The 25,383-nt window shown below is 50.2% G+C and carries 21 protein-coding genes and 1 tRNA gene; 8 read left to right on the top strand and 14 right to left on the bottom strand.

What is annotated here, in order from left to right:
- Positions 1-32 precede the first annotated feature (32 nt).
- Positions 33-455, bottom strand: a complete 423-nt coding sequence (locus tag ACXAH4_RS13045; protein WP_474882162.1) for an MAPEG family protein — start codon at positions 453-455, stop codon at positions 33-35.
- Between the two features lie 232 nt (positions 456-687).
- Between ACXAH4_RS13045 and ACXAH4_RS13040 the strand changes: the two genes are divergently transcribed.
- The gene (locus ACXAH4_RS13040; RefSeq protein ID WP_474882160.1) at positions 688-1,047 is read left to right on the top strand and encodes a DUF2750 domain-containing protein; all 360 of its coding nucleotides are present in this window, start codon (positions 688-690) and stop codon (positions 1,045-1,047) included.
- Positions 1,048-1,265: 218 nt separating this feature from the next.
- On the opposite strand, the gene ACXAH4_RS13035 is transcribed toward ACXAH4_RS13040, so the two are convergent.
- Positions 1,266-2,153 carry a response regulator gene (locus ACXAH4_RS13035; protein ID WP_474882159.1) on the bottom strand — a complete coding sequence of 296 codons (888 nt, stop codon included), beginning with the start codon at positions 2,151-2,153 and terminating at the stop codon, positions 1,266-1,268.
- A 249-nt stretch (positions 2,154-2,402) separates the two neighbouring features.
- On the opposite strand from ACXAH4_RS13035, the gene ACXAH4_RS13030 reads away from it, so the two are divergent.
- Positions 2,403-3,521 (top strand): hypothetical protein, encoded by a 1,119-nt coding sequence (locus ACXAH4_RS13030; RefSeq protein WP_474882157.1) that lies wholly within the window; start codon positions 2,403-2,405, stop codon positions 3,519-3,521.
- A gap of 91 nt (positions 3,522-3,612) precedes the next feature.
- On the opposite strand, the gene ACXAH4_RS13025 is transcribed toward ACXAH4_RS13030, so the two are convergent.
- From ACXAH4_RS13025 to ACXAH4_RS12990, 8 genes are read right to left on the bottom strand one after another with little or no spacing between them, the layout of a single operon-like run.
- Positions 3,613-3,798, bottom strand: coding sequence for a hypothetical protein (locus tag ACXAH4_RS13025; protein WP_474843208.1), 186 nt, complete (start codon positions 3,796-3,798; stop codon positions 3,613-3,615).
- 13 nt (positions 3,799-3,811) lie between these two features.
- Complete coding sequence (ureG, locus tag ACXAH4_RS13020) at positions 3,812-4,426, bottom strand: urease accessory protein UreG (RefSeq protein WP_474882155.1); 615 nt, start codon at positions 4,424-4,426, stop codon at positions 3,812-3,814.
- A gap of 11 nt (positions 4,427-4,437) precedes the next feature.
- Positions 4,438-5,193: an urease accessory protein UreF gene (locus ACXAH4_RS13015; RefSeq protein WP_474843203.1), complete on the bottom strand. Its 756-nt coding sequence runs from the start codon at positions 5,191-5,193 to the stop codon at positions 4,438-4,440.
- Positions 5,147-5,599 (bottom strand): urease accessory protein UreE, encoded by a 453-nt coding sequence (ureE, locus tag ACXAH4_RS13010; RefSeq protein WP_474882153.1) that lies wholly within the window; start codon positions 5,597-5,599, stop codon positions 5,147-5,149. The genes ACXAH4_RS13015 and ureE overlap by 47 nt, the downstream gene beginning before the upstream one ends.
- A 9-nt stretch (positions 5,600-5,608) precedes the next feature.
- Complete coding sequence (gene ureC / locus ACXAH4_RS13005) at positions 5,609-7,312, bottom strand: urease subunit alpha (protein ID WP_474882151.1); 1,704 nt, start codon at positions 7,310-7,312, stop codon at positions 5,609-5,611.
- Entirely contained in the window at positions 7,305-7,625 is a 321-nt protein-coding gene (locus tag ACXAH4_RS13000; protein WP_474843197.1) for an urease subunit beta, read from the bottom strand. Before ACXAH4_RS13000 ends, ureC begins: the two co-directional genes overlap by 8 nt.
- Before the next feature lie 9 nt (positions 7,626-7,634).
- On the bottom strand, positions 7,635-7,937 hold the full coding sequence (gene ureA / locus ACXAH4_RS12995) for an urease subunit gamma (RefSeq protein ID WP_474843195.1): 303 nt from the start codon (positions 7,935-7,937) through the stop codon (positions 7,635-7,637).
- A gap of 25 nt (positions 7,938-7,962) precedes the next feature.
- A complete protein-coding gene (locus ACXAH4_RS12990) occupies positions 7,963-8,862 on the bottom strand; it encodes an urease accessory protein UreD (RefSeq protein ID WP_474882149.1) in 900 nt (299 codons plus the stop codon).
- Positions 8,863-9,139: 277 nt separating this feature from the next.
- Here ACXAH4_RS12990 and ACXAH4_RS12985 point away from each other — a divergent pair, with 277 nt between their 5' ends.
- Positions 9,140-12,517, top strand: a complete 3,378-nt coding sequence (locus tag ACXAH4_RS12985; protein WP_474843191.1) for an ATP-binding protein — start codon at positions 9,140-9,142, stop codon at positions 12,515-12,517.
- 154 nt (positions 12,518-12,671) lie between these two features.
- Positions 12,672-14,336 (top strand): purine-cytosine permease family protein, encoded by a 1,665-nt coding sequence (locus tag ACXAH4_RS12980; RefSeq protein ID WP_474843189.1) that lies wholly within the window; start codon positions 12,672-12,674, stop codon positions 14,334-14,336.
- Positions 14,337-14,461: 125 nt separating this feature from the next.
- Here the strand turns inward: ACXAH4_RS12980 and ACXAH4_RS12975 are convergent.
- Positions 14,462-14,546: transfer RNA gene (locus tag ACXAH4_RS12975), tRNA-Leu, on the bottom strand.
- 388 nt (positions 14,547-14,934) lie between these two features.
- On the opposite strand from ACXAH4_RS12975, the gene ACXAH4_RS12970 reads away from it, so the two are divergent.
- Positions 14,935-15,378 carry an RDD family protein gene (locus ACXAH4_RS12970; protein ID WP_474882277.1) on the top strand — a complete coding sequence of 148 codons (444 nt, stop codon included), beginning with the start codon at positions 14,935-14,937 and terminating at the stop codon, positions 15,376-15,378.
- 34 nt (positions 15,379-15,412) lie between these two features.
- On the opposite strand, the gene lptG is transcribed toward ACXAH4_RS12970, so the two are convergent.
- Both lptG and lptF read right to left on the bottom strand, forming a co-directional pair.
- Positions 15,413-16,474, bottom strand: coding sequence for an LPS export ABC transporter permease LptG (gene lptG / locus ACXAH4_RS12965; RefSeq protein WP_349588708.1), 1,062 nt, complete (start codon positions 16,472-16,474; stop codon positions 15,413-15,415).
- Positions 16,475-17,578 carry an LPS export ABC transporter permease LptF gene (gene lptF / locus ACXAH4_RS12960; protein ID WP_303572758.1) on the bottom strand — a complete coding sequence of 368 codons (1,104 nt, stop codon included), beginning with the start codon at positions 17,576-17,578 and terminating at the stop codon, positions 16,475-16,477.
- 297 nt (positions 17,579-17,875) lie between these two features.
- Between lptF and pepA the strand changes: the two genes are divergently transcribed.
- The 3 genes from pepA to ACXAH4_RS12945 are packed head-to-tail and all read left to right on the top strand — an operon-like array spanning position 17,876 to position 22,602.
- Positions 17,876-19,381, top strand: a complete 1,506-nt coding sequence (gene pepA / locus ACXAH4_RS12955) for a leucyl aminopeptidase (protein ID WP_119502320.1) — start codon at positions 17,876-17,878, stop codon at positions 19,379-19,381.
- Positions 19,382-19,386: 5 nt separating this feature from the next.
- On the top strand, positions 19,387-19,815 hold the full coding sequence (locus ACXAH4_RS12950) for a DNA polymerase III subunit chi (protein WP_119502319.1): 429 nt from the start codon (positions 19,387-19,389) through the stop codon (positions 19,813-19,815).
- Between the two features lie 9 nt (positions 19,816-19,824).
- Positions 19,825-22,602: a valine--tRNA ligase gene (locus tag ACXAH4_RS12945; protein ID WP_474882147.1), complete on the top strand. Its 2,778-nt coding sequence runs from the start codon at positions 19,825-19,827 to the stop codon at positions 22,600-22,602.
- A gap of 68 nt (positions 22,603-22,670) precedes the next feature.
- On the opposite strand, the gene ACXAH4_RS12940 is transcribed toward ACXAH4_RS12945, so the two are convergent.
- Entirely contained in the window at positions 22,671-25,373 is a 2,703-nt protein-coding gene (locus tag ACXAH4_RS12940; RefSeq protein WP_474843180.1) for an ATP-binding protein, read from the bottom strand.
- Between the last annotated feature and the right edge of the window lie 10 nt (positions 25,374-25,383).

Here is a 25,383-nt window from a genome sequence, read left to right as displayed (position 1 = left end):
CTGCATCATTCGGAAAAGCCGGTAAGCCAAACTCAGGGTGTAAACAACGCATAAAGGCCAAGACCATACACGCCGACAGTAAGTAGCACGCCTATCATATAAAAGTAGCTTCTGGGGCTGGGATTTTTCTCAGTGGCAATCGCATAGTATAGCGACATGTGAATAATGCGCACCGCAGCATATAACCAGATCAGTACGGCGAGTACTGTGGTGGGCGCGCCAAGAAAAATACAAATCAGTGCAGGCAAGGTAAACTGATGGACGTTCTCTAATGAGTTGTGAAACGTGCGATGGCTTCGGAACACAAAGCTATCGTGACTTAACTCATCGCTCACTTTGCCCGGAATATAACTTGATTGCTTCCTGTGGGCGACGGCTGCCACGATGTTTTGCACGAAAACAGTCGCTGCAATTACCAGTAACCCTGCTAAGGAATAAGCGTAGATCGTAAACATTTCCCTGTTCTCCTGAATTTCTCTGACATTTCTACGCAGCTTTAGGAGCAGAAGATCGGCGCACAAATTAAATGTACTTACCCCATCATTCAGACAGAAATCTAAACCGCCATCACACAACCCAAAAGAACATAAAGGGGCCCGTATTGCCGGAACAACATGAGTTATTCACTGGCTAGTCACGTGATCACCAATTATCATATTGAGTCTAATCCTCTAACCAACGTTTTCTATGACAAATACTTCTTCAAATTCAGCCGACTTCATGACCAAAGTTAAAAGTACCCAAGAGTTATGGGCGCTACAGGATAAAACCACAGAGGGCTGGGTGATTGTCGACTCGGTTAACTTTGAAAACACTGATGTGATGCCTGTCTGGTCTGACGCAGAAATGGCTCGTGAACATTGCACTGATGAGTGGGAAGATTACACTCCTAAATCCATTACCGTTTCTGACTGGCTGGAGTTCTGGCTGGAAGACCTGGCCGGGGACAATGTCCTGGTCGGCGTTGAATGGCGTGATGGTGGTGAGTATCTGGAAGTTGAACTGGCAGAGTTCAGCCAGATGCTTGCAGAGATAGAAAAACTCTGATTCGCATCAATCTTAGCATTTAGTTACTCCACATTCCGATAGTGTCTTTTTAATATAAGAATTTTTATCAAAAGGATGTGGAGAAAACTGCTTAATATCAGACACAAAAAAACCGACTAAAAAGTCGGTTTATTGTTTCTTCCGTTAAGGAAGAGAATGGTACCAGTGGGCATAAGAGGAATAACGCGGTTTTCAACTGTCCAGTGCCCTAATTCTTCTTATACTCCTATCATGCTCTTGGTCAGTGTACGAATAGCAATACCGGCGGCAGCGGTGCGATTTTCGACCCCAAGTTTAATAAAGACCTGTTCCAGGTGTTTATTAACCGTGCGCGCACCAATGTCGAGGATCTGGGCTATTTCCTTATTGGTTTTACCGTTGGATAACCAGAACAGCACCTCAGATTCCCGGCTGGTCAGGCCGAGTTCATCGCGCAGGGTTTGCTCGCCGGAAACCGCTTCACTGACCTGATTTATTCTGAAGGTAAAGTCGCCATTTTCCCGGCGCGTCAACAGCGTTAATTCGCACTCGCCGCTGTCGTAGCAGATGCGCTGAGGATCATTTTGTTGGGTTGACAACTTAATCATTGCGGTCACTGTTGGGACCAGCTGTTGTTCAAACCAATCATCCGATTGTGGAATGGCCGACAAAAAATCATGGGTTTGCGGTGTAGCCCACAATAGCTCCGCCGCAGTATTAACGGCAAACAGCTTTTGACCGACCGAATCCAGCGCATGCTGGGCACTGGAGGTGACCTTGGCATTAGCTGCATGAATTTTTATGCGCGCTATGAGTTCGTCAGGGTTGACCGGTTTAACAATATAATCCACGCCACCTGCATTAAGCCCTTTAAGAGTACTGTCGCTATCGGTCAGGCCGGTCATGAAAACCACCGGAATATGCCGTAAAAGACGATTTTGTTTAAGCTTGAGACAGGTTTCAAACCCATCCATTTTGGGCATTATGGCGTCGAGTAGTATGATATCAGGCTTAATTTGTTCGGCGATGGTAATAGCCTGTTGTCCTTCAAGCGCGACCAGTGTGCTGATCCCTTCCTTTTCAAGAATATCGTTAATCAGACTCAGAGAATCCGGCGAATCATCCACTACTAAAACCGTGTACATAGGTGGTAAAGACTGTCTGTCCCAGGCGCTATTGGTATCTTTTAATTTAATACTACACTGTAATTCCCGGCAGATCGACACTCCGTTAATCATGTGCCCAAGAACCATTTTGCCCCCATGGTTACGCAATTTAACGTATACGTTGGCAAAGCCAACTTGACTATGATCAGCTCTCGATACGCTTTCCAGGACACAGTGGATTCAGTGTTTAAATGACTATTGGGAGATAACATGGGACGAACAATCTATCGTGTCAGCTTGATAGCGGTTGGTATAGCCGCGATCATGCCACAAAAGCAGGCCTTGGCCGCTGCTAAAATTGAGTTTGGTGACAATCAGTATGTTAGTGTGGGAATGGGGTTACGGGGCGCATTTCGCTCGACCGAAAACGCAGACAACAGCGGGGATCGCAGTAATGATTTCTCTCTGGATAGCGCGCGTTTGTATATCGCCGGGGCCGTAAACGATAAAATCAGCGGTATTTTTACCACCGAAAAATCCGGTGGTAATGACACTGTGCAGGTTATTGATGCGGCCGGAATCTTTAAGCTGAAGCCTGATATAGAAATCTGGGCCGGCCGGTTTTTATCACCCGGCAGTCGCGCGAACCTGGCAGGCCCGTATTATTCCCTGGGGGGCGACTACTGGCAAGACATCGCTGCACGCTATGGCTGGAATGGCGGAACCATTGGCCGGGACGATGGTGTGGCCGTGGTTGCAAAGGCCTTTGACCAGCGACTGGTGTATTCTTTTGGTGCCTTTGATGCCGATAAAATATTTCATTTCAGCGACGTGAATGACGTTGCTGATAATCCCGCGCAAAGTGATAAGCTAATGTACGCCTCACGTCTTCAGTATAGTTTCTGGGGTAAAGAACCAGGCTATTATGGCACCGGTAATTATCTGGGTAATAAAGATATTTTTACTCTTGGGATCGCCTACCGACAAAAAAGCGATGGCGCGGCTTCGCCAGCCGCAGTGGGCGATTATAGTCAGTTAACCATTGATTTATTGATAGAAAAAAGAATCAGCGGCGGGGCGGTATCGCTTGAAGCTGCATACTTTGATTACGATACCGGCGATGTTTTTTTGAGTGAGCAGGGGCGTGCTTACTCGGTTGGGCTGGGGTATATCTTTGCTCAGCAGGTCGGTTGGGGGCAATTTCAGCCTTATGCCCGGTATCAGAACTTTGCCGCCGATACGGATATCTCAACAGCGCGCACCGATGTGGGCGTAAACTATATCATTGATAGCTACAATGCCCAGGTCGGAATAGGTTACGCCAACCTGGATGTTTCACAGCAAAGCAGTGCAGACAGTATAACGGCAAGTTTGCAATTACAGTTCTAAGTATATACGCGCCTGTGTTGCAGGTAGTTAAAGAGGGAGCAGGGCTCCCTCTCATGCTTCATCAACCTGAATCCGCTGTGTTACATCAGGGTTATTTAGTTGACTTTTTGCGCAACTGGCTGAAGCCCGACCAGGCCAGACGGGCGACCAAAGCAATGAGCAGACCGTAAAACACTACATGATAAAATGCATGGGCATTGTTGGATAAAAAGTGGTCGTCATGGGCTAACGCCAGTGAGGAAAATAGTAAGGTTAAGAATGTCATTAAGTATTTCATACAGGTTCCTGTTTTATGATTTTACGAGCATGCCTTCCACCTCAATGAACTTTATAATTTCATTCAGGCCCTGACCAGCTTTAAGGTTAGTAAATACAAAAGGTTTATCACCACGCATTCTGCGCGTGTCGTTATCCATCACTTCCAGAGAAGCGCCTACCATGTCTGCGATGTCGACTTTGTTAATGATCAGCAGATCGGATTTGGTGATCCCGGGCCCGCCTTTACGCGGTATTTTATCTCCGGCTGATACGTCAATCACGTAAAGAGTTAAATCGGAGAGCTCCGGACTAAAGGTGGCACTGAGATTGTCACCGCCACTTTCTACCAGCACAAAATCGAGATCGGCGTGCCGGGATTGAAGTTCGTCGATGGCAGCGAGGTTCATTGATGCATCTTCACGGATCGCTGTATGCGGACATCCACCGGTTTCAACGCCGATAATGCGATCTTCCTCAAGCGCGCCGTGGCGGGTAAGAAACTGTGCGTCTTCATGAGTGTAGATATCGTTGGTGACCACCGCCATGTTGTATTTGTCACGCATGGCCAGGCACAGTGTTCGGAGTAATGCGGTTTTACCAGAACCAACCGGCCCGCCAACGCCAACTCTAAGAGTTTGTTTTTGCATAAATAAAGTCCTTAAGATCGAAATAATCGTGAATACTGTTGTTGGTGCCAGGCACTTGCCATCGCCATGGAAGGCAGTGACTGTCCTATTTCATTTAATTGTGACTGTCCAGATTCGTTCAGAGCGATGCTGGCGCTTGTTGTCAGGCATGTTTGTATTTGTCCGGCAAGGCGAAATAATAGATTCTGGCCATCGGTCTGACCCAGCGGAATAAGCTTAGTGCCTGCAGCGACCTGAGCATCGAGTAACGTCCAGACATAGCCGCTCAATGCTGCGCCGCGGGGTAAACCAAACAGATGAGCAGCAAGCGCAAACTGGCTGATAAAGCAGTCTGCGTGCACGTTGCCAAGCCACTTTGCTGCAACCCCGGCCGGTTTGTCGTTCAGGTTATTCAACAGGCGTTTGAGTGCTTTTCCCATCGCCTGTTCAGCAAGTAATATCTCGGCACTTTCCCGGGTCGCGGCTACCCAGGCATCCTGTTCTTCAAAGGTTTTACGGCAACCGCTGCTAATGGCATCGTACTGGGCTCCAAGCAAAGGCAAATCGGTGTGGCTCACACTGGTTTGCAAAAACACGCTCAGCCAGTCATGCAGTGCCTCTGCCGAGTCAATCCAGCCGCGTTCTACCGCTTGTTCCAGGCCCTGTGAAAACGAGAAGCCGCCTACCGGCAGATTCGCACTACACAGTTGTAACAAGCGGGCGCTTTGCAGCGCGGCGGTGTCAGTCATGGTGGTGATGGGCGTGACCACCGTGCTGGTAGGCGCCATTTTCGGGTTCGAATACTGCCGGCGTATCGTCGGTTGTAAGTTGGTACATACTTACCAGCTCGGCAAGAACATGATCCGGTTTAAACCTAAGCCAACGTTCACCTACCTGCAGCTGGGTGTGCCGATTACCCAGGTGGTAACACACTTTGGCAAACATGTGCCAGTCATCCGTTGATGCCGTGATCACGGGTTCCAGAGCGCCAGTTACCTGAATGACCTTGCCGCAGTCACTTTTGAGACATTCACCTACCAACAATGGTTTACCCCGTTCGATAAAAATACCGGCGGGGCTGCCGTTGTCGGTGGTGATTTTAATTCGCGCCTTTTGGCGGGTATCGAAGTCCAGTGTGACCGTGTCATCAGCGCGACCGTGAAAATGTCCCAGACGTTGCGTAATGGTTAGCATAATCGTTCCTTAAAACAAGCTGTAACGTTGTGCCAGTGGCAGTACTTTCATGGGTTCACAGGTCAGCAATTCACCGTTGGCTCTTACTTCATAGGTTTGAGCATCAACCTCAATGTGCGGCTGCCAGTTGTTGAGTAACATATCCTGCTTGGTGATCGTACGGGTGTTTTTACAGGCGGCAAGATGTCGGCGAATACCGTATTTTTGGGCAATACCATTGTCGATGGCGGCCTGCGACACAAATGTGGTAGATAACTGTGCGGCAGCCGCGCCATAACTACCAAACATCGTTCGGTAATGCACCGGCTGTGGCGTGGGAATGGAGCCATTCACATCGCCCATTGGCGCCGCAGCAATAAAGCCGGATTTGAGGATCAGGCTGGGTTTAATGCCAAAAAAAGCTGGTTTCCATAATACCAGATCGGCTATTTTACCGATTTCGATGGAGCCAACGTGATCGGCGATGCCATGACTAATAGCCGGATTGATGGTGTATTTAGCCACATAGCGGCGTGCCCGATAGTTATCGTTACGCTTGCTGTCTTCTTCCAGCGGGCCACGCTGTACTTTCATCTTATGGGCGGTTTGCCAGGTGCGACAAATCATTTCGCCCACACGCCCCATGGCCTGGCTATCGGAGGCAATCATACTGATTGCGCCCAGGTCCTGCAGAATATCTTCGGCGGCAATACTTTCTTTACGAATCCGTGAGTCAGCGAACGCAACATCTTCTGGGATCGCCGGATCCAGATGGTGACAAACCATTAGCATATCGAGATGCTCATCGATGGTATTTACCGTGTACGGCCGGGTGGGATTGGTGGACGACGGTAACACATTCGCTTCACCGCAGGCGCGAATGATGTCCGGAGAGTGGCCCCCGCCAGCACCTTCGGTGTGATAGGTATGAATGGTACGGCCTTTAAATGCGCCCAGGGTATCTTCCAGAAAGCCCGCTTCGTTTAAGGTATCGGTGTGGATAGCAATTTGTACATCGTAACGTTCAGCAACACTAAGACAGTTGTCGATGGAGGCGGGTGTGGTACCCCAGTCTTCATGCAGCTTTAAGCCACATACCCCGGCTTCTATCTGTTCTTCAATGGCAATGGGCAGGCTGGCATTGCCTTTGCCCAGAAAGCCAAAATTCATTGGCATATCCTGAGTAGCCTGTAGCATTTTCTCAATATTCCACGGGCCCGGCGTACAGGTGGTTGCATTGGTTCCTGTGGCCGGTCCGGTGCCGCCACCAATCATAGTGGTGACACCGGACATCAGGGCTTCTTCTATTTGTTGTGGGCAAATAAAGTGAATGTGGGCATCAATACCTCCGGCGGTAAGGATTTGTCCTTCGCCGGCAATAATTTCGGTGCCGGGCCCAATTTTAATGGTGATGCCATCCTGCACATCCGGGTTGCCAGCTTTTCCAATCGCTTCAATGCGGCCGTGCTTTATGGCGACATCGGCTTTAACAATCCCCCAATGGTCGAGAATCAGGGCATTAGTGATTACCAGATCCGGGGTCTCGGCACAACTAAACTGGCCCTGGCCCATGCCATCACGAATGACTTTGCCGCCGCCAAATTTAACTTCGTCACCATAACGGGTGTAGTCTTTTTCTACTTCGATAAACAGCTCGATATCGGCCAGTCGCACCCTGTCTCCGGTGGTTGGGCCAAACATATGTGCATAGGCGTGGCGATCAATTCTAGCCATCTTCTTCCTCCAGTGAACCCATAATATCCGCTCTGAATCCGTAAATAATGCGATTACCGCCAAAAGGCACCAGTGCAACGGTGCGTTGCTGGCCTGGCTCAAAACGCACGGCAGTTCCTGCGGTGATATCCAGGCGTAGCCCCTTACATTGCTCACGGTTAAACTGCAGGGCCGGATTGACCTCGTAAAAATGGTAATGAGAGCCGACCTGAACAGGCCGGTCGCCACTGTTAATAACGGTAATTTCGGTTACCGGCAGGCCGGCATTTAACTCAATATCACCGTTATCGGTAATAATTTCACCCGGGATCATAGGCGCTCCTTAAACGATTGGGTCGTGAACGGTGACTAGCTTGGTGCCGTCCGGGAAAGTGGCTTCTACCTGAACATCGTGAATCATGGCGGCGACGCCTTCCATTACCTGCTCACTACTGAGTACGGTGCGGCCATAATCCATTAATTCTGCCACCGTCTGACCGTCTCTGGCGCCTTCGAGAATAGCCATTGAGATAAACGCGACCGCCTCGGGATAATTGAGCTTCAGTCCTCTGTTAAGTCGGCGTTCGGCGACTAATCCCGCCGTAAACAACAGTAATTTATCTTTTTCTCTGGGTAATAATTCCATGGTATGTCCTGTCGGCGAAATTTGATTAGGTAAACCAGATGCGGGGCGATACCGCCTCGCGCTGACTGACTTCGGGCCGTAGGGCAGCCCAAATACGGTGAAAACACTCTCGACATTGCTCGCTGTTATCACCTAAGTAACGCACTATCACAACGCCCTGAACCTGAGTGACGGCAAGCAGTCCGAATTGCTGCTCCTTAACCGTGATATCGAACACCCGGGCACACAGGATGTCAGCATACTGCTGGCTGCTAACCGACTGACCGTTAACCATCACCATCGTACCGGTGACGTGGTGTCCTGCCAGCCCGATGCGGGCCGTGCAAAGGTCGTCGTTGGCGGTAATTGCCAGGCGGTCATGAAAACGAATACGCTGGTTGTAATACACGCTGAGTGTTTGGGTAAACTGTCCGCCATTAAAAGGCTGTTGAATATGCGGCAGCCCCAAACAGGCGATTTCCCAGCCGATATAGCTGGCTTCATCCTGCAAATGTATGTCGGTGTGGCTGAATGCATTCGACTGAGCATATACCAGGGTTTCGTGTGGCAGGTATTCCAGACAGGCGTTCTGTGCAGCGCTAAAGTGCGTATACTGGCTTTGTCGGCTGGCCGGTGAAGATGCGCCTCTGGCGCGGTAAAACCGATTGGCTCCGGGGGTTGTCAGCAATACCTGGTTGTCTGCTGACAGGCTGGCGCTAATGCGCAGCTCATCACCAGAGACAATGCCTGCTGGCGGATGCAATAAATATAAATGCGCGGTACCGTTAGTTTCCGGATAAAAAGCGCGCTGTACTGATAATGGCCCCTGCCGTTTAGTCCGGTGCAACAAAGTGCGGCCTTGCCTGGTCGCAAACGACATGTGCAAGCGCGCCAGCCATTGCTGGTGGTTGCAATCTATTGCAGCCAGAGGCTCAAACGCTGTCATTCAGACAACCTGTTGGCGAGTGGTCGCCATAAACAATTGCATAGTTAACTGCTCCTTGCATGATGCGGTAAGACGCATGACAACTCCAAAATCAAGATGCTGCCACCGCTGATCCATCTTACCGTCACAAGGAGTGATAATAATATGGGGTAAATTACGTAGTCACGGATCGTACAATGCCCATAGCTGTTTAGCGCTAACCCCGTTATTCTAAATATCACTTAATCAGATAGCCTGTTTCAAGCAGGTAGCAGCTCTTAGGGGAAGGTGTTACGCCATGCCAGCTTCGCACAACATTTCATCAAATCGACGTTCGTACAATAAGTTTGTTGCGAATGAGATGATGGAAGATTTTGCTCTGCGTTTTACTGCGCGGCGGGCGCGAAAATGGCCCTATGCCAGGATTGCCGGTACGGCGCTGGGCATTGTGTCATTTATGGTGCTGGAAGCCATTGGTGGTGCGATCACTCTGAACTATGGTTTTGTGAATGCGGCCTGGGCGATTGCGGCACTGGTGGCTGTGATATTTATTAGCGGCCTGCCAATCAGTTATTACGCGGCCCGATATGGTGTTGATATCGACCTGCTCAGCCGGGGGGCTGGTTTTGGTTATGTCGGCTCTACCATTGCGTCGCTGATTTATGCGTCTTTTACGTTTATCTTCTTTGCCCTTGAAGCGGCCATTATGAGCATGGCGCTGGAATTATTACTCGGCATTCCGTTGTATATTGGTTACGCCATCAGTGCCTTAATTGTGTTGCCACTGGTAACCCATGGCATTGCCTATATCAGCCGTTTCCAGGTCTGGAGTCAGCCGGTGTGGCTGGTATTGCAACTTATTCCGCTGTTTTATGTGTTTACTCATCCTCAGTCCAGTTTGCAGGAATGGTTGCAGTTTAAAGGGGTGGCCGGCAGTGCAGCAGGCGGTTTCAATATTTTATTATTTGGTGGCGCTTCTGCTGTATTAATGTCGCTAGTGGCACAAATTGGTGAGCAGGCGGATATTCTGCGCTTTTTACCGCCAAAAGCAGAGCATGGCAGCCCTGCGAAATGGTGGACCGCCTTACTCATGGCCGGACCGGGCTGGATTGTATTTGGTGCCGGTAAACTCTTTTTAGGCTCTTATCTGGCATTTTTGTTGTTAAAGCAAGGGGTGCTTCCGGCGGTTGCAAGCGACCCTGCGCACATGTACCAGGATGCATTTGCCTATGTGTTCAGTAATTCCACGCTGGGTATTGTTGTCGCGACTATTTTTGTGGTGCTTTCACAGCTAAAAATTAATGTCGCCAATGCCTATGCCGGCTCGCTTGCCTGGTCTAATTTTTTCTGCCGGATCACGCACAATCACCCTGGCCGGGTAGTGTGGATGGTGTTTAATGTACTCATCGCACTGTTGCTCATGGAGCTCGGCATTTATCAGACGATTGAGAATATATTAAAAGGATACTCGGTGCTGGTGCTGTCGTGGCTGGGGGCTGTGAGCGCTGATTTGCTGATCAATAAACCACTGGGTATCAGCCCGCCGATGATCGAATTTAAACGCTCAAAGCTGTTCGATGTGAACCCGGTGGGAGTTTTGTCGATGTTGCTGGCATCAGTGGTGGGGTTTGTTGCTTATGCCGGTGTGTTGGGAACCGTATTGGCGGCACTGGCGTCGTATCTGGCTTTTGCCATCCCCTTTGTTAGCGTCCCTCTGATTGGCTGGGCCACACGAGGCCGTTACTATCTGGTTAGCAATGGCGTTCAGGTATTACCTCAACAGGCCCATCAATGTTGTATATGCGAAAACACCTTTGACTACGAAGACATGAGTCATTGTCCGGTGTATGCCCGGCCCATTTGCTCATTGTGTTGCAGTCTGGATGTGCATTGCGGAGATAAATGCCGCGACAAATCCACCCTGTCTGCACAAATGACTCAGTTTCTGAACCGTTATGCCACACACAACGCTGCGGTGCTATTAAGCCGTCCACTGGCGCAAACTATTTTATTAACTTTGGTGCTGAGTAGCATTTCGGTGGTTCTGCTGGCGCTGATTTACTGGCAAATCAGCGCCGGTTCGCCGGATTTAAAGGAAGTGGTGTCCACCACCTTAGTTAAGGTCTTCTTCTTTTTGTTGATCATTATTGGGGTTGTGAGCTGGTTACTAACCCTGGCAAAACAAAGTAACCGCCAGGCGTTGGGAGAACTGCGCCAGCAAAGTGATGCGCTGTACAACGAGGTGAATGCACACGAAAAAACCACCGAGGCGTACTTACAGGCAAAGGACCAGGCTGAATCGGCCAACAATGCGAAAAGCCGCTACCTCGCCGGGCTTAGTCATGAACTCAGAACCCCTTTAAATGTGCTGCTTGGTTATGCCCAGTTGCTTACCAATGACTCACAATTGCCAACGCATATTAAAGGCCCGTTACTGACGATGAAACGCAACGGTGAGCATCTTAACGATCTCATTGAGGGTATTCTGGAAGTTTCTAAAATTGAAGCCGGCCGGTTATCGGTTAATCGCGAGGAAATTGCGTTGCACGAATTGCTCGAACAATTATTACATATGTTTCAGCAGCAGGCGCAAGCAAAAGGGTTAACGTTTAATTATGAGGTGCCCCGCTTTTTACCCAACAGGGTATCCGGTGACAAGCAGCGGTTACGTCAGATTCTGATTAACCTTATTTCCAATGCCATTAAATTTACCCGGCAGGGTGGGGTTTCGCTGCGAGTTAACTATCGCAATGAAGTCGCGCATTTTGTGATATCCGACACCGGACCCGGTATCTCGCCGGCTGATCAGGAGAAAGTGTTCCAGCCTTTTGAACGGGTGGATTCTAACAGCTCGGCCATTAGCGGAACCGGACTCGGGCTGACGATTTCCCGGGCGTTGGCAGAACTGATGGGCGGCGAAATTACATTGCAAAGTGAACCCGACAACGGGAGTCAGTTTCATCTGCGATTGTTACTGCCACGCCTGAGCGAGAAAGACACCGCAGTGAGCCTCGAACATAAGCAAATAGTGGGTTACGAAGGAACACGCCGAACCATTCTGGTGGTAGATGACGAATTTAGTCAGCGCCAGTTAATGAATGACATCCTGTCACCGCTGGACTTTACTGTACTCACCGCAAGCTCGGCCGAAGACGGTATGCGTTTATTAACCAAATATCAGATTGATTTGTTATTGCTGGATCTCAATATGCCCGGTGCTAACGGCTGGCAGGCGGCCAGAGATATTCGTCAGGCCGGGTATCAGCAACCGATTATTATCGTATCTGCCAATGTGCGGGAGCTCGATAAAGTCGCCAGCGCCAGGCGTAACCATAATGACTACCTGGTGAAGCCGTTTATGATCAATCAATTACTCAGTAAAGTGGGAGAATGGTTGAGTTTACGGTGGCAGTACAAGGCGAGTGAGGCGAAGGCTTCTGTACATGAGCCGCCAGCGGCTAAACCAGCCGCTGGCGTGACCCAATTTAAGGCCCTTAAATCGCTGGCAGAAATTGGTTATCTGTCGGGGTTTGTTAGTAAGTTAAACGACATTAATAATAACTATAAACTCTCTGCGGATATTGCCAGGGAACTACAACAACTGGCAACGCAGTGTCAGTTTCAAAAAGCCATCGAAAAAATTGACGTACTTATTGCCTCCGGACACCCCCCCTGAGAAATAGCGCCAGCCCGATAGCGTTATGAGCTAACGCTGGCAGAACAGGCCTACTATTCGCAATCCTCTTTATTTTACTAGCTGATTCAACGTTAAGTTAAGCAGCGGGATGCATGCTGCTTAAAAATGTTTAATCATAATGGAGACAGACATTATGGAAACTATAAAACACCATCACGGCAATATTGATGCAGCGGGGTCATCGAATCAACCCGCCGCGGCCTCAGAAACACTGGAAGATTACACCCTGCGCTTTGCACCGCGCCATTACCGTCGCTGGACGCCAGCGGTGGTTGCCACCTCGGCACTTGGCGGTATCGCTTACCTGGCAGACTTTGCCATTGGTGCCAACATCGGTATTGCCTATGGTACCAGTAACGCAGTGCTGGGCATTTTGTTTGCGGCGATAATTATTTTTTGTACCGGCTTTCCATTGGCCTATTATGCCGCCCGGTATAATCTTGATTTAGATTTGGTAACCCGTGGCAGTGGCTTTGGCTACTATGGTTCGGTAATCACCAATATTATCTTTGCCAGTTTTACATTTATCTTTTTTGCCCTGGAAGGCTCCATTATGGCTCAGGGCCTCGAGATTGGGTTGGGAGTGCCACTCTGGCTCGGCTATGCTATCTCTACGCTGATGGTGATCCCGTTGGTAATATACGGCATGAAAGCGCTCGCCACTCTGCAGGTATGGACAACCCCTCTATGGCTGATCCTTATGGTACTGCCGATGATTTATCTGGTTGCCACACAGCCCGAAAGTATCGATGCCTTTTTAAATTATGGCGGAGAAAGTGGCAGCGAAGGCGTAGCCTTAAGCAGTGTTATGCTGGCTGCGGGTGTGTGTCTGTCACTGATTGTACAAATTGCTGAACAAATTGATTATCTGCGCTTTATGCCACCCCGGACCGAAGAAAATAAAAAAGTCTGGTGGGCGTCGGTGATCTGTGCGGGTCCCGGCTGGGTGGTATTAGGTGCTCTTAAGCAAATTACCGGACTCTTTATTGCGGTATATCTGATTGCTACCTTGCTACCAGAAGACATTAAGCTGGCAAGTGAGCCGGTACACCAGTTTCTTGGCGTTTATGAGCAAATGATGCCGGGCTGGCTGGCCATGACCCTGGCGGTGATTCTGGTAGTGATTTCGCAAATTAAAATCAACGTGACCAACGCTTATAGTGGCTCACTGGCCTGGACTAACTCATTCACGCGGGTGACCAAGCATTACCCTGGCCGTATGGTGTTTGTATTGTTCAATTTATCCATAGCGTTGCTGCTGATGGAAATGAACATGTTTGATTTCCTCAACAATATTCTGGGCTTTTACGCTAATTGCGGTATTGCCTGGATTGTTACCGTTGCTACCGACATTGCCATTAACAAATACGTGCTGAAACTGTCGCCCAAAGTGCCGGAATTTCGCCGCGGCATGATCTACGCGTTTAACCCGGTAGGATTTGTGTCGTTAACATTATCTGCCGGGCTGTCGATTGCAACCTTCTTTGGAGCGTTGGGACCCTGGTTACAACCCTATTCACCACTGGTTGCCCTGGTAGTTGCTTTGGTTATGACGCCACTGATGGCAATTATTACCCAGGGCAAATATTATCAGCGCCGCAGTCACGACGGGATCAGCATTCCCATGTTTGATGAGCATGGTAACCCTACCGGTGCAGTGATGACCTGCGTGGAATGTAAAACCGACTATGAACGCCCTGATATGCTGTCGACACCAGCGGTGCCGAATGCCAGCATTTGCTCATTATGTGTTAGTACGGATTCCAGCGGAAAACATATCCTGCCCGCTTCGAAATAATCCATATGTAAGTCTGCGCGGCAGAAATGTCAGCCGTGCAGGCGGGGTAGTTCCATTTTTTGTTATCATTTACAAAAAAACCGACGCTAAGGTCGGTTTATTGTTTCTTCCGCTAAGGAAGAGAATGGTACCAGTGGGCGGACTCGAACCGCCACACCCGAAGGCGGGGGATTTTGAATCCCCTATGTCTACCAATTCCATCACACTGGCATTCGACATGGTGTCGATGAGGGATGCATTATAGCGATACGCGTTGCAGAGACAAGTACTTTTTCCTGAAAATCAGGGTTTGTGTGGCAGTCTGGCTAAAGAATGTGCAACCGTCTTTGATGTACTTGATTCAGGTCGTGCATCTGTCGATTTCCTTTCCCGAAGTGTTTGTCTCCCGGTGACTCCGGGTTATTCTGGCGTGGCTGTTTTAACCAAATTTAACCTGTAGTGCTGTGCCGGAGCTTTACTATTAAAGCTGTGCGTTGCGTAATGAAGTGAAGAGCTTGTGGGAAAACAAAAAAAGAAAGCGCCGGTTGCTGAGCCGGCTGGTACATTGCCAGAAAGCACGATACCCAACCGTGCCGGATTTTTTCGCCGTTTGCTGGCGATGGTATACGACACATTGGTAGCTGTTGCGGTAGGCATGTGTGCAGCCATGGTGATGATAGTCACGCTGGTTGTTCTACTGAAAAACGGTGTGCTGAGTTTACAGGGCTTTGCAGAGCCCGCTGATTTGATTCAGCAATCCTTGCTTTATAAAACACTCATCCAGGTATGGGTAGGGCTTTGGATCACGGGGTTCTTTCTGTGGTTCTGGAAGAAGGGCGGTCAGACTATTGGTATGCGGGCATGGCGCTTACGCATTTTCAGTACGGTTGATGAGCCGGTTACCTGGGGCAGGTTGATTTTACGCCTGATCACGTCACTGGGCGGACTGGGTACCTTGCTGGTGCTGGTGGACTTTAAACAAAAGCTGTCACTGCAGGACCGGGTCGCCAAAACTGAAGTGGTTCACTTGTCTAAAGAGGCTAACGACCACAAAAGCTGGTAGTAATGTGGTCGTGGCGGCAGTCTGAATGCAGTTATCAGCGCCTCAGCAATAAGGTGGCCACGCCGGCAAACAGCAGGCTGGGCAGCAGGGCGGCGACAACGGGGGGTAATGAATACACCAGACTTAACGGGCCGAACACTTCATTGGTGATAAAGAAGCCAAAACCGGTAAGCACACCCATGATCACTCTGGCACCCATGGTGACGCTGCGAAGCGGACCAAAAATAAACGACAGGGCCATTAACAGCATCACTGCAATGGACACAGGCTGGAAGACTTTGCGCCAGAATGCCAGCTCGTAGCGTGTACTGTCCTGTCCGTTGCCTTTTCTGTACTGCACATAATCATACAGCCCCTGAATAGACAGTGCTTCGGGCTTAATTGCCACGATGCCTAACTTATCCGGCGTCAGTGTAGAGTTCCATTGCTGGCGTGTGTGGTCGGTAATATCAATGTGCTTGTCGGTAAAGCGGGTAACCGACACATCGTCAAGCCACCATACTTCACCATCGTAATTGCCTTCTTTGGCCCATGTCAGGGTGTTCAGCGTCAGGTCGCTGTTGAAATCGAAAATGCTGATATCCCGCAACGACTCGCGGGTAACCACCTGGCCGATACTGACAAAATGCTCACCGTCTTTAGCCCATGTCAGGGCATCTGACGAGAACAGGCTGCCCCCGGAAATGGCCTCGGTACGAATTTCTTTGGCTTTAGATTCGCTGTACGGCGTTACCCATTCACCGACCGCCATGACAAACAGGATCATGACCAGCGCCGATTTCATGGCTGAATTAATAATGTTCCAGCGGCTCAGGCCGGAGGCCTGCATAACCACCAGTTCGCTGTTACTGGCCAGTAATCCCATGCCGATGAGACCGCCAAGGAGGGTCGCCATGGGAAAGAATTGTTCGAGGTCCCGGGGCAGGCTGAGCAAAACGTACAACCCGGCAACCACGATATCGTAATTGCCTTCACCCAGTTTTCTTAACTGCTCAACAAACTTAATGAGGGCAGACAAACCAATCAGCACTGACAAGGTTACGGTAATAGTGCCAAGCAGGGTGCGGGCAATATACAGGTCGAGAATACGAAACATCTATTTTCTCCCCAGCAAACGTGCGCGCAGTTCAGTACCGGTCCGCCGGTCCCTGACTATCAGTGTGATACCGATTATCAGCATAATGCCGTGCACCCACCACAGACCGAGCTGGATAGGGATTTTGCCGTCTTCGAGTACCCGGCGGCTGGCCAGCAGCAACAGGAAATAACCGAGATACAGCAGGATCGCCGGAAACATTTTGCCAAACCGGCCCTGACGGGGATCCACAGAACTTAACGGCACGGCAATCAACACCAGAAAAGGAATGGAAAGGGGAATGGCAATGCGCCACTGCAACTCTGCCCGCGCTTCAATCGAGTCGTCGCTCAGCAGTTCCATGGTTGGCAAAACGCTCACTTTACGGCGGGGCTCGTCCTGCTTTTCATCAGCAATCTGGATCTGATATTCATCGAAGGCGACCTTGCGGTATTTCTTCTCCGTTTGCGTACCTTCGTACTGCACGCCTTCCCGCAATACCAGGTTACGGGTGCCGTCCGGGTTATTTTGAATTTGTCCGGTTTTCGCCTGTACCACCCGTACGCGGTCGGTATTACCGTCCTGCTGGGTTTGCGATAGGAAAACCCTCTTTAGGGTATCGTCCTGACTGTCGATGTCGTGCACGAAAATAACCGCTTTCTCGTTACCGGTTTGCTGGAACCGGCCTGGCATAATGGCAGAAAAGCCCGCTTCACTTCTGGCTTTCTCGCGAAGCTGGTACTCACTTTCTGCGGCACTGGGGGCGAGATAAAGAGTAATCACACCACAAATAATCATGATGAACACAGACAGCAACAGCATCACTCTGGTGATGTACCATTCGCTTATGCCGCAGGCCCGCATAACGGTCATTTCAGAGTCGACGTAAAGCCGGCCATGAGCGAGCATAATGCCAAGATAAGCACTGATGGGCAGAACGAGAGAAGAGAGTATGGGCGCGTACAGGCCAAGGAAGCCCAGCACAAGCCCGGCGGGAATATCGCCGTCTGATGCGTCGCCGAGTACACGCACGAAACGCAAAGTGACAAAAATGGCCATCAGGATAAAAAAGATGGCCATCTGTGACTTAAGCGTTTCCTTTATCAGATAACGGAATATCAGCATTCCGGCACCTCTGGAAAATTTGGATTTATAGTGAAAAAGCGCACGATGTTGAGTAAACTAACTGTTTTTACAAGTTTTGCCTGTATATCAATAACCCGATTGCATGAAAACGACGCAAATTTTTCCGTTTTCGTTACACAAGTCACAGACTATTGTAGCAGTACGGCAAACACGACAGAAAGCGTCAAACACAGTCTTATCGCTTATATGGCTGCGTATTAAAACATAAAGCAGCGCAAAACGTTATGCGAAATTATCGTCATGCAAATCACAAGATAAAAAGAGCGAGGTGTTATCGTGGAATTTAGTGTAAAAAGTGGCAGTCCGGAGAAACAACGCAGCGCCTGTATCGTGGTTGGTGTCTTCGAGCCTCGTCGCTTAACTGCGGTGGCTGAACAGCTGGATGAAATCAGTGAAGGTTACATCAGTAATCTGCTACGTCGCGGCGACCTGGAAGGGAAAGCCGGTCAGATGTTACTTCTGCATCATGTACCCAATGTATTAAGCGAGCGGGTGTTACTGGTCGGTTGCGGTAAAGAGCGTGAACTGGACGAGCGTCAGTATAAGCAAATCATCGCGAAAACCATTAAAACCCTGAACGAAACCGGCTCGATGGAAGCAGTCTGCTTCTTAACAGAACTGCACGTGAAAGGCCGTGATACCTACTGGAAAGTGCGCCAGGCGGTAGAAGCGACGCAGGATTCCCTGTACACCTTCCTGCAACTGAAAACCAAAAAGGGCGAGCCCCGTCGTCCGTTGCGTAAAATTGTTCTGAACGTACCTACACGCCGTGAACTTACCGTGGGTGAGCGTGCTATTGAGCATGGTCTGGCGATTTCAAAAGGTGCCAGCCTGACCAAAGACGTGGCAAACATGCCGCCAAACATCTGCAATCCTGCCTACCTGTGGGAACAGGCACAGTCGCTGGCTGAAAACTACGACAGCATCAGTGCAGAAGTGGTGAATGAAGCTATGATGGCTGAGCTGGGTATGAATTCTTACCTGGCTGTAGGTCGCGGTTCTGAAAATGAATCCATGATGAGTATCATTACTCACAAAGGCGGTCCGGATGATCAGGCGCCTATCGTGCTGGTGGGTAAAGGCCTTACCTTCGACTCAGGTGGTATTTCCATCAAGCCCGGTGAAGGCATGGATGAGATGAAGTACGATATGGGCGGTGCAGCCGGTGTGCTGGGCACCATGCAAACCGTGGCCGAACTGAACCTGCCGGTCAATGTTATCGGCGTGCTGGCTGGCTGTGAAAACATGCCGGACGGCAAATCTTACCGCCCGGGTGATATTCTCACCACCATGTCAGGTCAGACTGTTGAAGTGTTAAATACCGATGCAGAAGGCCGCCTGGTGTTATGTGATGCATTAACTTACGTTGAGCGTTTTGAGCCTGAACTGGTTATCGACGTGGCAACTTTAACCGGTGCGGTGATTGTTGCACTGGGTAACCATGCAACCGGACTGATGAGTACACATAACCCGCTGGCTCATGAACTGATGAACGCCGGCGATCAGAGTTCTGACCGTGCATGGCGTTTACCTGTGTGGGATGAGTATCAGGATCAGCTGGAAAGCCCGTTTGCCGATTTCACCAACTTAGGTGGCCGTGCAGCCGGTTCAATTACTGCGGCGTGTTTCCTGTCCCGCTTCACCAAGAAATACAACTGGGCGCACATGGACATCGCCGGTACAGCGTGGCGAAGCGGCAAGAACAAAGGTGCCACCGGTCGTCCGGTACCGATGTTGTCACAGTTCCTGATGAACCGCTCAGGCATTAAACAAGAGGACTGAGCGCAATGCCTCAGGTAACCTTCTGGCAACTCAGTGATGGTAAGGATGCGGGTGAATCCCGCGCCTGCGATCTGATTGCCACTGCATACTCTCAGCGACAAAAGTGCGTTGTGTTGTGTGCAGACAAATCTTCCGCTGAAGCAGTGGATGAGCTGCTCTGGCAATTGCCGGCCGGCCGCTTTGTGCCGCACAATTTGTGCGGGGAAGGGCCGGGCGCCGGTACGCCGGTGGAAATCTGCTGGCAGGAAAATCAACTTTCCCGTCGCAATCTCATCGTCAATTTAAGCGGGGAAATGTTAAGCTCCCCGCATTCTTATCAAACGATTTATGACTTCGTGCCGGTGGCGGATGACGCCAAACAGGCGGCACGGGTTCGCTATAAACAATATCAGCAGGCTGGCTGCCAGTTGCAGTTTAAATCTGCTGACAGTTGAGAGTAAGTAATGGATAAAACCTTCGAACCGCAATCCATTGAGCAGCAATGCTACGAAAAATGGGAAGCAGCAGGCTATTTCAAGCCATCCGGACACGGTGACCCGTATTGTATTTTACTGCCGCCACCAAACGTAACAGGCAGTCTGCACATGGGCCACGGCTTCCAGCAAACTATCATGGACGCGTTAACCCGCTATCACCGCATGAAGGGCGACAACACCTTATGGCAGGTGGGTACAGACCACGCGGGTATCGCTACCCAGATGGTTGTTGAGCGCCGTCTGAATGCGGAAGGCAAGACCCGCCACGATTTAGGCCGTGAAGCCTTCATCGACAAGATTTGGGAATGGAAAGAAGAGTCCGGTGGTACTATCACGAAACAGATGCGCCGTCTGGGCACGTCTACCGACTGGGACCGTGAAGTGTTCACCATGGACGACAATCTGTCCAAAGCGGTTACAGAAGTCTTTGTTCGCTTGCATGAAGAAGGTTTGATTTACCGCGGTAAGCGTCTGGTTAACTGGGATCCGGTACTGCACACAGCGGTCTCTGATCTGGAAGTGCTGAACGAAGAAGAAGCCGGTCACATGTGGCACATGCGCTATCCGCTGGCTGACGGTTCCGGTGAACTGGTCGTGGCGACTACCCGTCCTGAAACCATGCTGGGCGATACGGCTGTTGCGGTTCATCCTGACGACGAGCGTTATCAGTCGATGATTGGCAAGGAAATTCGTCTGCCAATTACCGGCCGCCTGATCCCCATTATCGCCGATGATTATGTGGATCCGGAATTCGGCACCGGCTGCGTGAAAATCACCCCGGCACACGATTTCAACGATTATGACATGGGTAAGCGTCACAGCCTGCCGATGATTAACCTGTTCACTGACGACGCAAAAATCAACGATGAGGCTCCTGAAGCTTATCGTGGTCTTGACCGTTTCGACGCCCGTAAGCAAATCGTTGCTGACCTGGACGCCGAAGGTCTGCTGGTTAAAGTGGTCGATCATAAACTGAAAGTACCCCGTGGCGACCGTACCGGTGCGGTTATCGAACCGTATCTGACTGACCAGTGGTACGTTGCCGTTGAATCGCTGGCAAAGCCTGCGGTTGAAGCGGTGGAAAGCGGTGAAATCCGCTTTATCCCTGAGAACTGGAACAAAACTTACTACCAGTGGATGAACAACATTCAGGACTGGTGTATTTCCCGTCAGCTGTGGTGGGGACACCGCATCCCGGCTTGGTACGACAACGAAGGTAATGTATTCGTTGGCCGTGACGAAGCAGAAGTGCGCAGTCGCTACAAGCTCGAAGACGCCGTTGAACTGAAACAGGACAATGATGTACTGGATACCTGGTTCTCCTCTGCACTGTGGCCGTTCGCGACCATGGGCTGGCCGGAAGAAACACCGGAACTGGATACCTTTGTACCATCGTCAGTGCTGGTCACCGGTTTCGATATCATTTTCTTCTGGGTGGCCAGAATGATCATGATGACGAAGAAATTCACCGGCAAGATCCCGTTCAAAGATATCTACATTACTGGTCTTATCCGTGATGAGAACGGCGACAAGATGTCTAAGTCCAAGGGGAACGTACTTGACCCTATCGATTTGATTGACGGTATCGATCTGGAATCTCTGGTGACCAAGCGCACATCAGGCATGATGCAGCCGCAACTGGCGAAGAAGATTGAGAAGAATACCCGTAAGCAGTTTGCTGACGGTATTAACGCTTTTGGTACCGATGCGCTGCGTTTCACGTTTGCAGCCATGGCGTCAACCAGCCGCGATATCAATTTCGATATGAGCCGCGTTGAAGGTTACCGTAACTTCTGCAATAAGATCTGGAACGCATCACGCTTTGTGCTGATGAATACCGAAACCGAAGATACCGGCCGTGACGGTGGTGAACTGGTGCTGAGTCTGGCGGATCAGTGGATTTGGGCGCAGTTCCAGAAAACCCTGAAAGAGTTTGAATCTGCCCTGGCTGATTACCGTTTCGATATTGCCGCTCAAACCGTGTATGAGTTCACCTGGAACCAGTTCTGTGACTGGTATCTGGAACTGACCAAGCCGGTACTGAACAGTGATGCGTCTACTGATGCGGAAAAGCGCGGCACACGTCATACGTTAATTAATGTACTTGAGCAGTTACTGCGTCTGCTACACCCGTTAATGCCGTTTATCACTGACACCATCTGGCAACGTGTTGCGCCGTTAAGCGATGCAGGCGTGAAAGAAGGTGAAACCAGCATCATGATCCAGTCTTTCCCTGAAGTGAAAGCGGAACGTGAGAACGACAAGGTACTGGCTGATATCGAATGGCTGAAGCGTTTCATCATCGGTATCCGTAATATCCGTGGTGAAATGGATATTTCTCCTAACAAGCCGCTAAACGCTATTCTGCGCAATGTGAGTGAGCAGGATCAGGCCCGTCTTGATTTGGCCGCTCCGTTCATCGATAAGCTGGCGAAACTGGAATCTGTCACTTTGCTGAAAGCCGGTGAACAGGCACCGGCCAGTGCGACTGCGCTGGTGGGAGAGATGGAAATTCTTATCCCGATGGCGGGTCTGATTGATAAAGACGCTGAGCTTGCCCGTATCGCCAAGGCGATGGGTAAAGCAGAACAGGACGTTGCCCGTGCTCAGGGTAAGCTGGCAAACGAGAAGTTTGTAAACAGTGCTCCGGAAGCGGTAATTGCCAAAGAACGTAGTAAGCTGGAAGAGGCTGAAACGGCGCTGGCAAAACTGAAAGAACAGCACGCCACAATCAGCGCGTTATAAGCGCATTTGCTAAGTAATAAAAAAGGAGCGGAAACGCTCCTTTTTTGATCCTGCTAAAATGCTAATTGCTATTTATGCTGACTGTTATTGCGTGCAGATTGTCCGCCGGACTCCGCCTGTAAAAAACGTTTCAGCATAGAGGCCAGCGCTGCGCGTTTTAGCGGCTTGGTGAGATAATCCGTCATTCCGTGACGCATTGCCTGCTGGGCATCTTCTTTCATGGCGTTGGCTGACAAGCCAATGATGGGCAGTTCACTTAAGCCTTTCTGGCGAATTTTGCGGGTGGCTTCATAACCGTCCATTACCGGCATCTGAACATCCATAAGCACCAGGTCGTATACCGGCGCATTATTGATTTTAGTTACCGCCTGCAAACCGTCTTCGGCAATATCGAAGGTGAGGCCAAGTGAAGACAACATTTCTCCGGTGACCACCTGGTTAATATTGTTGTCTTCTACCAGCAGAATGTGACCTTCCAGCATGGTGGATTCATCCGGCACCTCAGTTGACTGTTTAAAATCTTCTATGTCGGCAAGGCGGAACACAAACCGGCGGTACTGTGCCGGTGTAAACGGATGAAGCAGAACCGGACCTTTCCATTGACTAAGAATTTTCTCCTGCAATTGCCCGGTCTGGGTTTCCATGACAATGCCCACAGGAATGCTTTGCCGCTCTATCAGCGATAACTGCGGTAGCAGGGATTTGAATTCTGCGTAGGTAGCAATTTCAACCAGCACGGCAGGCGGCACGCCCACGTCATTTTCCACCATGGCAAGGGGCTGACGGGCAGAGCGCAGGTTTAATAATTCAATATAGGCTGCCGGCAGCAACGGTTTGTCGGAATAATAACAGCTGCCCAGTGGCAACTGGGGCAAATCAGCAAGAATACCTTTCTGACCGGACTGAATTTTCATGGGTAAAGTGATCACGAAAGTAGAACCGTGATTGGGCATTGATGTGACTTTCAGTTTACCGGCCATCAGTTCGGTAAGCTGTTTTACAATCGTCAGCCCCAGTCCGGAGCCGCCGAATTTTCGGTTTGTCGAACCGTCAGCCTGCGTAAATGGTTGGAAGATGCGGTCAACCTGCGACTGAGTCATGCCAATACCGGTATCTTCGACTTCTATGCGCAGAACCACTTTATCACCCTGCTGGTTCACCATGCCCTTAATGGTGACATTAATCGCTCCCTGCTGGGTGAACTTAACGGCGTTGGTACAGATGTTCATGAGAATTTGAGATAACCGCAAAGGGTCGCCCACTATGCGGGGTGGCAGTTTCGGGTCGACCTCCAGATGAACGCTGAGATTCTTCTCCTGTGCCCGCAAACTCACCACCGCAAGCAGATTATCCAGAATGGAGTGCAGAGAGAAGCTGACGTTTTCCAGTTCCAGCTTACCGGCTTCAATTTTAGAGAAATCAAGAATGTCGTTTATCACACTGACTAGGATTTGGCTGGAGTAAGATGCTTTGTCCAGATAATCCTTCAGCATGGATGACATGGGTTGCTGATGAGCCAGTTCCAGCAGGCCGATGATGCCGTTGAGCGGCGTGCGGATCTCATGGCTCATGTTAGCCAGGAAAATACTCTTCGAGGCGGTGGCCTGTTCTGCTTTCTTCTTGGATTCGGCGAGTTCTTTGTTTAATGCTTCCTGCTGGACGTTCAGTTCCTGGGCATTTTTCAGCAGAGAGCGGGTCTGCTCATTTTTGTCTTTAAATACGCTGGCTGCTTTGGCCAGTTTGCCGATTTCGTCTTTACGGTCGAGATCGGGCAATACATCTACCTGCTTACCGTCTGCCAGCTGATTAAACACAGAAGTAATGGAGCGGATAGGGCTGAGGACCCGGCGCACAGTAAAAATAGCGAAGGCGAAGGCGAGAATGATAGCGATAACAGAGTATATTTCACCGTTGAGCCGGGCCCCGATAGCGGCATTCTGCGCATTGCGGTTAATCAGATTGGTGCGGGCATTTACCCGGTCGGCAAGCTCGCGGCTGAGATACAGAAACTCGTTGGCCGAGCCGGCCATGACCACATTAACCAGAAACATATTGCTTTGGGTTATCTGGGTCAGCCGTAAAAAGCGTTCTTCCAGTCGTTGAATATGTTCACGGATCGCTACTTCGTTAGCGGATGATTCACTTTCCAGCAGGGAATAAACTGGTGCCAGTGACGCATTAAACTCGGAGATATTTTGCTGTGCCGGTGATACCAGATAACGCAATGCGGCATTCTCGGCTTCTGTTACATGCATTTTTAGCAGGTCAATTTTTGCCGCCGGCATCTCACGTTTTTCCGCGACTTCCTGCAACAAGCTCTCGATTTGTCTGACGACGACCAGTGAACCTGAATCGATGAGCTGGTCCCGGCGGTGCCGGTCATCCACCACCGCGTGAAAGTTCTCTTTGTAAGACACCAGATGAGTACGCATGCGCTCCAGAATGTCATCTTCTGTGTATTCATAGGTTGAAGAGATGGAAGAGGTCTCAAGGGCTTCCAGCTTGTCAGTGATGGAAATCATCAGGCGCTCAAAACGGGTTACCGCAGACGGGCTGGCGGTTTCACGGAAAATCAGCACATTGCGCTGAAGATCCACCACATCTCTTTCCAGTTCACCTACGATGCCCACATCGATCACCGCCTGGCGGGTATTGTTCATGCCTTCGGTTAAAACCTGCTCGTTGGCACGGCCGAGAAAACCCTGCACAAGGATCAGTCCGATCATGATGATCAGAACAGTGAGCAGTTGAATACGGATAGAATGAAACATAAAGAATGCG

The organism is Alteromonas sp. ABV2_168 (genome assembly GCF_056161165.1).
Note: the sequence above shows the minus strand (reverse complement) of the source record. Positions and strands in the feature narration are given on the sequence as shown.